A 12395-nucleotide genomic window follows, 5' to 3' on the forward strand; every position below is an offset into this window, starting at 1 on the left:
TCCGTCCGTCACTCAGCGGGCATGAACGGTTGTACGAAACCGGTGGGCCGCCCGCTGTGCGGGACCCATGAGCCGCCAGGGAGGAAGGCGCACTGTGACCGAGGGGGCCGGTATCCGCGGCGGGGACCTGCCGGACGATCTGACCGCCGCCGAGGCCGGGATGTGGCAGGCGTTCCGCAACGGCAGCGTCTACGACCTGAGCAGCGGCGACCCTCTGGTCGACGATCCGCACGGGGGGCACCCGTGGGGGCCGGAGCGGACGGTGCGGGCCCGCATCGTGTGCTGGCTGCTGCTGGACGGGCCGCCCGCGCTGGCCGGCCGGGTGTCGTCCCTGAAGCTGGTCGGCGTACGGATCGACGGCAGCCTGGACCTGGCGGGCGGCACGGTGGAGCCGTACGTCGAGATGCGCGGCTGCCGGTTCGAGCGGGACGTGCTGCTGCCGGAGGCCCGGTTCTCCACGGTGCGGCTGGTGGACTGCTCGGTGCCGCGCCTTGAGGCGGCCCGCGTGCACACCGAGGGCGATCTGCATCTGCCGCGCTGCCGCTTCCTGGGCGGCATCCGGCTCACCGACGCCCACATCGGCACCGATCTGCTGCTCAACCAGGCCGTGGTGTACCGCGACCGCAGCGGGCGTTCCCTCTCCGGGGACGGCATGACCGTGGGCCAGGACTTCCAGGCCGAGCTGCTGGAGTCGCACGGCGAGCTGACCCTGCGCAGCGCCAAGATCGGCGTCTCGCTGAGCCTGCGCGGGGCGCGGCTGGCCAACCCGTACGGCAGGCTGGCGCTGAACGCGCCCCAGCTGACCGTGGAGCGCTCCCTGTACCTGACCCCGGCCGGACTGGGGAACCCGCTGCTCAGTGGGACGACCCCGGCGCGCGGGACGCGGATCCAGCGGTTCGAGTGCCGGGGCGGGGTGCGGCTGGACGACGGGCGGTTCGGGGACGCCGTCGACATGGAGCGGGCCAGATTCACCCTCACGGATGAACAGGAGCTGTCGCTGCGCCGCATCCAGACGCCGGAGCTGCGCTTCCTGGGCGAGCGCCCGGCGCGCGGCACGGTGGTCCTGTCGGGCGCGCGGGTCGTCAACCTGATGGACCGGGCGGACGCCTGGCCGGGCCCGGGGCGGCTGCACATGGGCGGCTTCACCTACGAGAACCTGGTGCCGCGCGGCCCGTTCCCGCTCTCCGAGCGGCTGGACTGGGTGGCCGCCGCGACCGCCGAGTACAACCCGGAGCCGTACGAGCGGCTGGCCACGGTGCTGCGGGCGGGCGGCGAGGACGCGGACGCCCGCGAGGTGCTCCTGGCCAAGCAGCGCCGCCGCCGGGAGAGCCTGCCGCTGGCCGCCAAGCTGTGGGGGTACGTGCAGGACTGGACGGTCGCCTACGGGTACCGGCCGGGGCGGGCCGCGGTGTGGATGGCGGTGCTGTGGGCGGCGGGCTCGGTGGCGTTCGCGCACGCCGGGCATCCGCCGATCAAGCGGGGCGAGCATCCGGAGTGGAACCCGACGCTGTTCGCGCTCGATCTGCTGCTGCCGGTCATCGATCTGGGGCAGGTCGGCTTCTGGCAGCTCAAGGGCGGCTGGCAGTGGCTGGCGGCGGCGATGGTCCTGCTGGGCTGGACGCTGGCGACGACGGTGGCGGCGGGGGCGACCCGGCTGCTGCGCCGGGGTTGAACCGCCCGCGCGTTTTTACCGCTCCTTGACCCGAGGTCGTACAACCTTCCACGATTTGCCCAGAGCCTCTGGCGCCGTCCCGACCTGCGGCTTTTCAATGGTCGGCACCATGGCTCTGCTGCTTCCGTTCATCCGCGGGCCGCGGATGACAAGGACCGCGCCCCGCGTCGCCGGTGCCCGCGCCGACGACGAGGTCCTGCTGGACGTGCCCGACGCCCGCCTGGGCCCGGCCCTGGTCGCGGCGGCGGACGGGGAGTACGCACCGGCCGCCGAACTGCTCGCCGCCACCCGCGCGGCCGGGCAGTGGGAGCACCGGGACCGCTACACCGCCCGGCTCGCCGCCTTCGCCCACGCCCGCCCCGACTGGTTCGAGGCCTGGCGCACCGCCGCCCCGCACCACCCGGACCGGCTGGTGGTCGACGCCCAGCTGACGGTGGACCGCGCCTGGCGCTCCCCGGCCCGCGCCGAGGTACTGCGCGAGGTGAGCCCCCTGGTCACGGCCGCGGCGCACGGCGACGACCGGGACCCGGTGCCCTGGCGGATCGCCCTGGACCACGCCCGCGGCTCCGGCGCGGGCCCGCGCTATGTCGCCGAACTGTGGGAGGCGGCCGTGCGCCGGGCCCCCCACCACTACGGCTGCCATGTCGCGGCCCTGCGCTATCTGGCGTCCTTCTGGCACGGCTCGCACCGCGAGTGCCTGAACTTCGCCGACCGCGCCGCCCAGGACGCCCCGCCCGGCAGCCCGGTCCAGGCCCTGCCGCTGAGGGCGGCCTTCACCTGCCTGACGGACGGCGCCGGCCCACAGGTACCGCGGGCGAGGCTGGACGCGGCGGCGGACCGGGCGATGGAACTGTCGGCGTCGCTGCCGCCCGCGGACCCGTGGTGGGCGGAGCTGCGCAACCTGCTGACGTTCGTCCTGCTCCGCCTGGGCCGTGTGACGGACGCCCGTGACCAAGTACGTCTGACCGGCCCGTACGCGACGTCCTTCCCCTGGGACCGGTTCTCGGACGACCCGCTGGGCCACTGTCTGCGGGTGCGCGAGGAGTTGTACGCGCCCCCGGAGCGTCCGACGGGCGGGCAGCACGGACGCGCACGCTCCCGGGACCATTAGGCTCTACCGTCGTGACCATCGTCCGGCTGCCGCTCTTCCCCCTGAACTCCGTGCTGTTCCCGGGGCTTGTGCTTCCTCTGAACGTCTTCGAGGAGCGCTATCGCGCCATGATGCGCGAACTGCTCAAGACCCCCGAGGAGGAACCGCGCCGCTTCGCCGTCGTGGCGATCCGCGACGGCCACGAGGTGGCACCGAGCGCGCCGGGGATGCCCGACCAGACGGCCCTGCCGCAGCGGGGGCCCGCGGCCGGTTTCGGCGCCGAGCCCATCAAGTCCTTCCACTCCACGGGCTGTGTCGCGGACGCGGCGACGATCCGGGAGCGGGCGGACGGCACGTTCGAGGTTCTGGCGACGGGGACGACGCGGGTACGGCTGCTGTCGGTGGACGCGAGCGGCCCCTTCCTGACGGCGGAGCTGGAGGAGCTGCCGGAGGAACAGGGCGACGAGGCGGGAGCGCTGGCCGAGGGGGTGCTCAGGGCGTTCCGCCAGTACCAGAAGAGACTGGCGGGTGCCCGGGAACGCTCCCTGTCCACCGGGGCGGACCTCCCCGACGACCCGTCAGTGGTCTCCTACCTGGTGGCCGCGGCGATGATGCTGGACACCCCCACCAAGCAACGCCTGCTCCAGGCCCCCGACATCGCCTCCCGGCTGCGGGACGAGCTGAAACTCCTGCGCGCGGAGACCTCGATCATCCGTAACCTGCCCTCACTTCCGGCGGCGGAGCTGACCCGTACGCCGACGAGTCTGAACTGAGGAACGATGGCGAAGAAGCGACAGTCGGCCGGGACACCGGCAACAGTTGCCCTGACCGCGGCAGGCATCTCCTTCACGACCCACGCCTACGAACACGACCCGTCCCACCCGTCCTACGGCGAGGAGGCGGCGGAGGCGATGGGCGTCTCCCCCGACCGTGTCTTCAAGACGCTGGTGGCGGAGGTGGACGGCAGGCTGACGGTGGCGGTGGTCCCGGTGGCGGGCCAGCTGGACCTGAAGGCGCTGGCGACGGCGGTGGGCGGCAAGAAGGCCCAGATGGCCGACCCGACCCAGGCGGAACGCACGACGGGCTACGTCCGTGGCGGCATCTCCCCCCTGGGCCAGCGCAAGAAGCTCCCGACGGTCCTGGACGCGTCGGCGACGTCCCACGACACGATCTGCGTCTCAGCAGGCCGCCGGGGCCTGGAGATCGAACTGTCCCCGAAGGACCTGGCCACCCTGACCGACGCCACCCTCGCCCCGATTGGGCGCGTTTAGCACCTCGACGGTTCCTCTCCGCTCCACTACTGAGAGAGGGCATGTCGAAGAAAACAAGAAAACGAAAATGGCGCGTCCGCAAGACCAAGTCCAACCACGGCAGGCGCCCGGCGTAGGCAAGGCTGAGCCTCCGGAACGCCGGCCGGGTACATCAGCCCGTCCGGCGTTTGAGGACGAGGCCGTTCAGGCCGACGGGGGTCCAGGGGGCGGAGCCCCCTGGGCGGGGTCGAAGGGGCGGCAGCCCCTGGAGGACGGGACGGGTAGGGGCGACGGGGGCGAGAAAACCCGCGGCTCCTACTTCGCCCGGTACTGCTCGAACGGATCCGGATCCCGCGGCCCGAACAAGGCCGTAACCCCGAGATGCACCACCAGCGCGGCAACCGACCACACCAGCAACGCCCCCTTCGCCGAAAGCTCCAGCGGCGCCGAGAACGTCACCCCCTTGCCCACGGCCTTGGCATGCGCGATCACATCCTGCGAGGGCCCCAGCCACACCCCCACCCGCCACGCGAGCAGCGACGCCAGCAGCCCCCCGACCGTCAGCCCGACCACCAGCGGCACACCCCCACGCCGCCGCAGCAGAAACACCACGACCGCGCTGACCGCCCCGAACCCGAGCGCCAGCAGCGTGAACGTCCCGTCGACGCCCACCGCCTGCTCCCCCTCGGTGTCCTTGAAGTAGACGGCCCAGCCCCCGTCGACGACATCTCCGACCAGCGGCACCCGCGGCGCCAGCCACCACCACAGCACCCCGAGCAGCACCCCGCACACGGCCACGGCGACCGTCACCACGGCGCCCTCCCGCAGCTCGGCCTTCATCCCGGGCCCGTCGTCCCCGTACGAGGGCGGGGGCACATACCCATACGGCGCCTGCCCACCGGGAACCTGCGGCGGCTGCCACTCGGTGTGGGCGGACTGGTCACGCGGCGGAGGCGGCGGAGTCAACGGTGCGGTCACCCTGACATCGTGCCAGGCCGGACGGCGAGCCGCGTCACCGGACGGCCGCCCTGCGGTACGCCCAGGTCGCCACGGCCAGCGAGACGCACCCGACGGCCCCGCACACGGCGAGGTCACCGAGGACGAACGCCCAGTCCGGCCGCTCCCCGAAGGTCCGCGCGAAGGCCTCCACACCGTAGGTCGAGGGCAGCAGATCCCGAGCGAGCCGCACCACCTCCGGCATCCGCTCGGCGGGCAGCACCCCCAGCAGCAGCGCCGCGGACATGCCCAGCTGCCCCAGCACGGTCGCCAGCTCCGGCCGCGGCGCGAGCAGCCCGAGAGCCGCGCCGAGCCCGGCGAGCGCCGCCCCGGCCAGCGGGATCACGGCCGCCAGCACCCACAGGTGGGTCAGCGGCAGCCCGAAGAGCAGGCACCCGAAGACCGCGGTGACCACGGTCCCGGGCACGGTGAAGGAGGCGTACGCGCCCGCCGCGCCCAGCACCACGGCGGCCGGCGGCACCGGCAGCGTGGCGTAGTGGTCGAGCCCGCCGCTGGAGCGCAGCTGCCCGAAGTACTGGGCGAGCAGGTTCAGCGCGACGAAGGCCACCACGAGCACGGAGGAACCGGCCACCACGGCCCGCGCCTCGGCGCCGCCGTCCACGACCCCGCGCATCAGGATCATGATGCCGACCGACTGGAAGGTCGCCACGAACAGCAGCGGGATGCGCGCGACCCGCGCACGGGACAACTGCGCCCGGTACACGGCGCACAGCGAGGGCCACAGCCGGGCCGCGGGCGCGAGCTCGGCCGCCGCCGTGACGGGCGACTCGTCCGCGGCCCGCATGCCGGCCGGCAGAACCTCGGCGGGTACGACACTCACGTGGCGCTGCTCCTCTTCGCTGCGGCGGCGGTCCCGTTCCGTACGAATGCGACGCTCGTTGTACTCAACTCCGACCCGGTCGCGCTCAAGCCTTCACCAGCCCCTGCTGCGCGGCCCCGCCGAGGGCCAGGTACACGTCCTCCAGGCTGGGCGTGGCGAGGGTGAAGTCGTCGAGGGCGGCGAAGGCGGCCCCGCCGGTGACGGTGGCGACGACGGCGCGGGCCTCGTCGGGGGCGAGCCGCAGGGTCCAGCGGCGGCCGGACTCCACGACCCGGTCCTGGAGCGCGGCCACCTCGGGCACGTGCAGGGGCGCGGCCTCCCGCCACACCAGGTCGACCCGGACCTCCCCGGCGACCTGTTCCTTGAGCCCGCCGGGCGTGTCGCAGGCGATGACGCGTCCCCGGTCGAGGACGGCGACCCGGTCGAGGACGGTCTCGGCCTCGATGACGTTGTGGGTGACGAGCAGGACGGTCGTTCCGTGCTCGGCGCGGCGCCGGTCGACGGCGGACCAGACGGCGCGCCGGGCGACGGGGTCCATGCCGGTGGTGGGTTCGTCGAGCACCAGCAGCGGCCGGGGCCCGACGAGGGCGGTGGCGAAGCAGGCGAGTCTGCGCTGGCCGCCGGAGAGCTTCTTCAGCGGGCGTCCGGCGAGCTGGGTCAGGCCCAGTTCCTCCAGCACGGCGTCCCGCTCGGCCCGCGCGGTGTGCACGTCGAGGCCGCGCAGCCGTCCGGTGGTCTCGGCGGCGAGGGAGACGGTCAGCTCGTCGAGGGCGGAGGACTCCTGGCCGAGGTAGGCGAGGATGCGCGCGGCCCGCTCGGGGTGGCGCACGATGTCGTGGCCGAGGATCTCCACGCTGCCCCGGTCGGGGCGCATCAGCCCGGTGAGCTGCCGTACCAGGGTGGTCTTGCCGGCGCCGTTCGGGCCGAGCAGTCCGAAGATCTCACCGCGCCGGATGTCCAGCCGTACGTCGTCGGTGGCCCGCACCTCGGGGGTGCCGGGGGCGCCGCGCCGTCCGCGTACCGCCGGATAGGTCTTGGTCAGTCCGCGCACGGCGCACACGACGTCCCCGGGGGGCCGAAGTGCCTGTGCCGCGCGCGTACTCACAAGGGATGAGACTACGGGGTCGGCGCGCTCGGCTCGTCCTTGGGGCGGCGTATGTGCCGTTTCACTCCCCCGCCGGGGCGTGTTCGGTGGCGGTGCGCACATCGATCTCGCGCCAGAATCCGGCCCGGATCGCGTACCGGTCGTGCTCGTCGATCTGGTCGTCCTTGTGGGCGAGCAGCCCGAAGCGGGCGGCGTAGCGCAGCAGCTCGCCGTCGATGCGGTGCGGGATGCGCGGGTACATGCCGGACAGCCGCTGGAGGTGGCTCTGGTCGCCGAGCCGCTCCACCCAGCGCCGCGCGAAGACCTGTCCGACCTCGTAGGGGTCGCCGCCGACGGTGGTGATGTCCTCCTCGCGGTCGGCCCAGCGCTGCTCGGCCGTGGTGAGCTGGGCCAGGGTGGGCATGGAGGCGATCTCGGGCGGTTCGGCGGCGGTGCCGGGCCGGTCCACCCACCCCTTGTCGGAGGACCAGCGCAGGGTCGCGGCCGGCTGCGGGGCGGGCGCGGTGCCGGGGGCGCGCAGGGCGGCGAGGTCCTTGGGGGTGGGGACGCCCTTGGGGGCGGGGACGCGTTCCTGGGCGCCGTTCCCGGTCGCGGCGGCCGGGGCGCGGTGGGGGCGCTCCTCGGTGGGCCGCTCGGCGGCGGTGAGCGCGGAGTCGGGCAGGGGGGCGGAGAGGATCGCGGCGATCTCGGGCCGGGGGGCGGGCGGCGGCGCGCAGATACCGCCGAGCTCCTTGGCGCGTACGGCCTTGGTGATCCACGTACGGTCCAGCACGCGCCGTTCGTCGGCCTCGGCGACCAGGTCCTCGGACTGGTTGTAGTCGCCGTCCGCGGCCTGCACGGCCCACAGGTGGACGGCGACCCCGTGTTCCTTGGCGGCCATCATCCCGGGCAGCAGATCGCCGTCCCCGGTGACCAGCACGATGTCGGAGCAGGCGCGGTTGCGGGCCAGCTCGGTCAGCTCGGCGTGCATCGCGGCGTCCACGCCCTTCTGGGCCCAGCGTCCGTCGCTGCGGGTCAGTGCGCCGAGCCGCACGGTGACCCGGGGCATCACACGCAGTCGGCGGTGCTCGGGCTGCGGGACCCGGTCGGGGGCGCCGTCGAACCAGTAGATGCGCAGCAGTGGCCGTTCGGTATCGGATTCGGCGCGCTCGCGCAGGCCCTGGATGAGGGCCGTGTGATCGACGGTGATCCGGGAGCGGGACGGCTCCCCGGCGAGGAGTGAGGCGGCGGCCCCCAGCAGATACCCGGCGTCCACCAGGACGATGCAGCGGTCCACGCGATCCACCCTCTTTCCGGGAGGTTTGCTTCGGGCTTCCTTCGAGTCTGCCCGACCGCGCGAAGGTTAACGGCCGGAACTCGATCTTCGGCGTGGCGTTTCGGGGTGAGCGGCTCGAACGAGCGCCGTCACGCACGGTAGTTTTCCGAAATGCGCTCCTTATCAGCCTATGTGAGTCTGGTCGCGGCCCTGGCCCCTAGATCCCCCACAGGAGGCAGTCACCATGGCCAAGAACAAGAACCGTGACCGAAAGCAGCCCCAGTCCGAGCGCGGACAGCAGCAGGCCCAGCAGTCCTCGATGGAGGCTCAGGTCGAGCAGCGCATGTCCCAGGTGACGCCGAGCGACATCGCGCGCAAGGGCAAGCAGAAGAGGTTCGGTCACAACTGACATCTTCATATGGGGCGTTGAAGCCCAGGCACATGACGAGGGGCGCACCCGGCACACCGGTGCGCCCCTCTCGCGTGTTCCGCGGTCTCAGCCCGCCAGGCAGGACGGTCCGAGCAGTACCTTGAGGTCGCCGAAGAGCGCCGGGTCCGGCTTGACGCGGTGCCGGTCCAGGCGGAGCACGGTCGTCCTGGTGGGGCCCTGGAGCTTGATGCGGACCTCGCTGTCGCCCTTGTGGTGGCTGAGGATCTCGCCGAGGCGGCTGACCATCGGCGGGGTCACCTTGACCGCGGGGATGGTGAGGACGACCGGCGCGTTGGTGCCCGCGTTGGACAGGTCCGGGACCATCAGCTCCATGGCGACCAGCCGGGGGATGTCCTCGCGCTTGTCGAGGCGGCCCTTGACGAAGACCACGGCGTCCTCCACGAGCTGGGTGGAGACGAGCTGGTAGGTCGCCGGGAAGAACATGCACTCGATGGAACCGGCCAGGTCCTCGACGGTGGCGATGGCCCAGGCGTTGCCCTGCTTGGTCATCTTGCGCTGCAGGCCGGAGATGATGCCGCCGATGGTGACGACCGCGCCGTCGCCGAAGTCGCCGCCGGTGAGCTGGGCGATGCCCGCGTCCGCCTTGTCCGACAGCACGTGCTCCAGACCGAAGAGCGGGTGGTCGGAGACGTACAGACCGAGCATCTCCCGCTCCTGAGCGAGCAGATAGGTCTTCTCCCACTCCTCGGTGGTGAACTCCACGTCCAGGCCGAAGCCGGGCTCGTTGGTCTCCTCCTCGCCCATGCCGCCGAAGAGGTCGAACTGGCCCTCGGCCTCCTTGCGCTTGACCGCGACCACGTTGTCGATCATCGGTTCGTACTGCGCGGTGAGGCCCTTGCGGGTGTGGCCCAGGGTGTCGAAGGCGCCCGCCTTGATCAGCGACTCGGTGGTGCGCTTGTTGCAGGCGGTGGCGTCGATCTTGTCCAGGTAGTCGGGGAAGGAGATGAACTTCCCCTTGGCCTTGCGCGCGTTGATGATCGACTCGACGACGCCGGTGCCGACGTTGCGCACGGCCTCCAGGCCGAACAGGATCACGTCGTCGCCCTGGGCGGCGAAGTTGTGCACCGACTCGTTCACGTTGGGCGGCAGCACCTTGATGCCCATGCGGCGGCACTCGTTGAGGTAGACCGCCGACTTGTCCTTGTCGTCCTTGACGGAGGTCAGCAGCGCCGCCATGTACTCGGCGGGGTGGTTGGCCTTGAGGTAGGCCGTCCAGTACGAGACCAGTCCGTACGCGGCCGAGTGGGCCTTGTTGAAGGCGTAGCCGGCGAACGGCACCAGCACGTCCCACAGGGCCTGGATGGCCTCGTCGCTGTAGCCGTTCTTGCGGGCGCCCGCCTGGAAGATGGTGAAGTTCTTCGCCAGTTCGTCGGGCTTCTTCTTGCCCATCACGCGGCGCAGGATGTCGGCCTCGCCGAGCGAGTACCCGGCGATGATCTGGGCGGCCTTCTGCACCTGCTCCTGGTAGACGATCAGGCCGTAGGTGACGTCCAGGACCTCCCTGAGCGGCTCCTCCAGCTCCGGGTGGATCGGCGTGATCTCCTGCTGCTTGTTCTTGCGCAGCGCGTAGTTGGTGTGGGAGTTCATGCCCATCGGGCCCGGCCGGTACAGGGCCGACACGGCGGAGATGTCCTCGAAGTTGTCGGGCTTCATCAGGCGCAGCAGGGAGCGCATGGGGCCGCCGTCGAACTGGAAGACGCCGAGGGTGTCGCCGCGCTGGAGGAGTTCGAAGGTCGTCGGGTCGTCCAGCGGGAGGCTGAGGAGATCGATGTCGATCCCCTTGTTGGACTTCACCATCTTCACGGCGTCGTCCATGATCGTCAGGTTGCGCAGGCCGAGGAAGTCCATCTTCAGCAGGCCGAGCGACTCACAGCTCGGGTAGTCCCACTGGGTGATGGTCACGCCGTCGGTGTGCCTGACCCAGACCGGGACGTGCTCGGTGATGGTCTCGCTGGACATGATCACGCCAGCCGCGTGCACACCCATCTGCCGGACCAGGCCCTCGACGCCCTTGGCGGTGTCGATGACCTTCTTCACGTCCGGTTCGTTCTCGTACATCGCCCGGACCTCGCCCGCCTCGGAGTAGCGGGGGTGGCTGGGGTCGGTGATGCCGGACAGCGGGATGCCCTTGCCGAGGACGTCGGCGGGCATGGCCTTGGTGATGCGGTCGCCCATCGCGTACGGGTAGCCCAGCACGCGCGCGGAGTCCTTGATGGCGTTCTTGGCCTTGATGGTGCCGTAGGTGCCGATCATGGCGACCTTGTCGGCGCCGTATTTCTCCGTCACGTACCTGATCACCTCGACGCGCCTGCGCTCGTCGAAGTCGATGTCGACGTCGGGCATGGAGATGCGCTCGGGGTTGAGGAACCGCTCGAAGATCAGACCGTGCGGGATCGGGTCGAGGTCGGTGATGCCCATGGCGTACGCGACGATCGAGCCGGCCGCGGAGCCTCGGCCGGGGCCGACGGCGATGCCGTTGTTCTTGGCCCACATGATGAAGTCGGCGACGACGAGGAAGTAGCCGGGGAAGCCCATCGAGATGATGACGTCCATCTCGTAGTCGGCCTGCTTCTGGCGGTCCTCGGGGATGCCGCCCGGGTAGCGGCGCTCCATGCCGCGGCGGACCTCCTCCTTGAACCAGGTGACCTCGGTGTAACCCTCGGGGATGTCGAACTTGGGCATGAGGTCGCGCTTTTCGAACATGCCGTCGGTGTCGACCATCTCGGCGACCAGCAGGGTGTTGGCGCAGCCCTCCTGCCAGGCGTCCGAGGAGTCGATGGCGTACATCTCGTCCGTGGACTTCAGGTAGTAGCCGGTGCCGTCGAACTTGAAGCGGTCCGGGTCGGAGAGGTTCTTGCCGGTCTGGATGCACAGCAGCGCGTCGTGGGCGCCCGCCTCGTGCGCGTACGTGTAGTGCGAGTCGTTGGTGACCAGGGGCGGGATGCCGAGCTTCCTGCCGATCTCCAGCAGGCCGTCGCGGACCCGGTGCTCGATGTCGATGCCGTGGTCCATCAGCTCCAGGAAGTACCGGTCCTTGCCGAAGATGTCCTGGTAGTCGGCGGCGGCCTTGAGCGCCTCGTCGAACTGGCCGAGGCGCAGCCGGGTCTGGACCTCGCCGGAGGGGCAGCCGGTGGAGGCGACGATCCCCTCGGACCACTGGGAGATGGTCTCCTTGTCCATCCGGGGCCACTTCTGCAGCCAGCCCTCGGCGTAGGCGTCGGAGGACAGGCGGAAGAGGTTGTGCAGCCCCGTGCTGCTCACCGCCCACATCGTCTTGTGGGTGTAACCACCGGAACCGGAGACGTCGTCGCGCTTCTGGTGCGGCTGGCCCCACTGGATCTTCCGCTTGTTCCGCCGGGACTCAGGGGCGACATACGCCTCGATCCCGATGATCGGGGTGATTCCGGCCTTCTTCGCGGAATGGAAGAAGTCGTACGCCCCGTGCAGGTTGCCGTGGTCGGACATGGCGATGTGCGTCATGCCCATCTCGTTGCAGGCGTTGAACATGTCCTTCAGCCGCGCGGCACCGTCCAGCAGCGAGTACTGGGTGTGGACGTGCAGGTGCGTGAACGGCGGCTTTGACACGGTCGGGCCTCCAGGGGGAAACACTAGGCGACGGACAGGCGGACAGATCTGGGGTCAGCGTCGAAGTCTATGCCGCGGGACTGACACTCCGGGGGCACTCCCACGTACCTTCGTGCGTTGGGTACGGCAGAGACGCTGTCGTACAGGCAC

At 71.2% G+C, this 12395-nt stretch carries 10 protein-coding genes; 5 read left to right on the forward strand and 5 right to left on the reverse strand.

The window, feature by feature from the left end:
- Positions 1-94: 94 nt before the first annotated feature.
- The 4 genes from GA0115233_RS03145 to ybaK all read left to right on the forward strand — a co-directional run bounded on the left by GA0115233_RS03145 (position 95) and on the right by ybaK (position 4033).
- A complete protein-coding gene (locus GA0115233_RS03145) occupies positions 95-1672 on the forward strand; it encodes an oxidoreductase (protein WP_093718495.1) in 1578 nt (525 codons plus the stop codon).
- Between the two features lie 97 nt (positions 1673-1769).
- Positions 1770-2783, forward strand: a complete 1014-nt coding sequence (locus GA0115233_RS03150) for a hypothetical protein (RefSeq protein ID WP_093718496.1) — start codon at positions 1770-1772, stop codon at positions 2781-2783.
- Between the two features lie 11 nt (positions 2784-2794).
- On the forward strand, positions 2795-3535 hold the full coding sequence (locus GA0115233_RS03155) for an LON peptidase substrate-binding domain-containing protein (protein WP_093718497.1): 741 nt from the start codon (positions 2795-2797) through the stop codon (positions 3533-3535).
- A 6-nt stretch (positions 3536-3541) separates the two neighbouring features.
- The gene (gene ybaK / locus GA0115233_RS03160) at positions 3542-4033 is read left to right on the forward strand and encodes a Cys-tRNA(Pro) deacylase (RefSeq protein ID WP_093718498.1); all 492 of its coding nucleotides are present in this window, start codon (positions 3542-3544) and stop codon (positions 4031-4033) included.
- 294 nt (positions 4034-4327) lie between these two features.
- Here the strand turns inward: ybaK and GA0115233_RS03165 are convergent, their stop codons facing one another.
- The 4 genes from GA0115233_RS03165 to GA0115233_RS03180 all read right to left on the reverse strand — a co-directional run bounded on the left by GA0115233_RS03165 (position 4328) and on the right by GA0115233_RS03180 (position 8230).
- Positions 4328-4990: an AAA family ATPase gene (locus GA0115233_RS03165; RefSeq protein WP_093718499.1), complete on the reverse strand. Its 663-nt coding sequence runs from the start codon at positions 4988-4990 to the stop codon at positions 4328-4330.
- Positions 4991-5024: 34 nt separating this feature from the next.
- Positions 5025-5849 (reverse strand): ABC transporter permease, encoded by an 825-nt coding sequence (locus GA0115233_RS03170; RefSeq protein ID WP_093718500.1) that lies wholly within the window; start codon positions 5847-5849, stop codon positions 5025-5027.
- Positions 5850-5934: 85 nt separating this feature from the next.
- Complete coding sequence (locus GA0115233_RS03175; protein WP_093718501.1) at positions 5935-6909, reverse strand: ABC transporter ATP-binding protein; 975 nt, start codon at positions 6907-6909, stop codon at positions 5935-5937.
- Positions 6910-7015: 106 nt separating this feature from the next.
- Positions 7016-8230, reverse strand: coding sequence for an NYN domain-containing protein (locus GA0115233_RS03180; protein WP_093718502.1), 1215 nt, complete (start codon positions 8228-8230; stop codon positions 7016-7018).
- Between the two features lie 223 nt (positions 8231-8453).
- Here GA0115233_RS03180 and GA0115233_RS40860 point away from each other — a divergent pair, with 223 nt between their 5' ends.
- On the forward strand, positions 8454-8618 hold the full coding sequence (locus GA0115233_RS40860; protein WP_093718503.1) for a hypothetical protein: 165 nt from the start codon (positions 8454-8456) through the stop codon (positions 8616-8618).
- Positions 8619-8705: 87 nt separating this feature from the next.
- On the opposite strand, the gene dnaE is transcribed toward GA0115233_RS40860, so the two are convergent.
- Complete coding sequence (dnaE, locus tag GA0115233_RS03190) at positions 8706-12245, reverse strand: DNA polymerase III subunit alpha (RefSeq protein WP_093718504.1); 3540 nt, start codon at positions 12243-12245, stop codon at positions 8706-8708.
- Between the last annotated feature and the right edge of the window lie 150 nt (positions 12246-12395).

Source organism: Streptomyces sp. DI166 (genome assembly GCF_900091315.1).
GTDB lineage: Bacteria > Actinomycetota > Actinomycetes > Streptomycetales > Streptomycetaceae > Streptomyces > Streptomyces fuscus.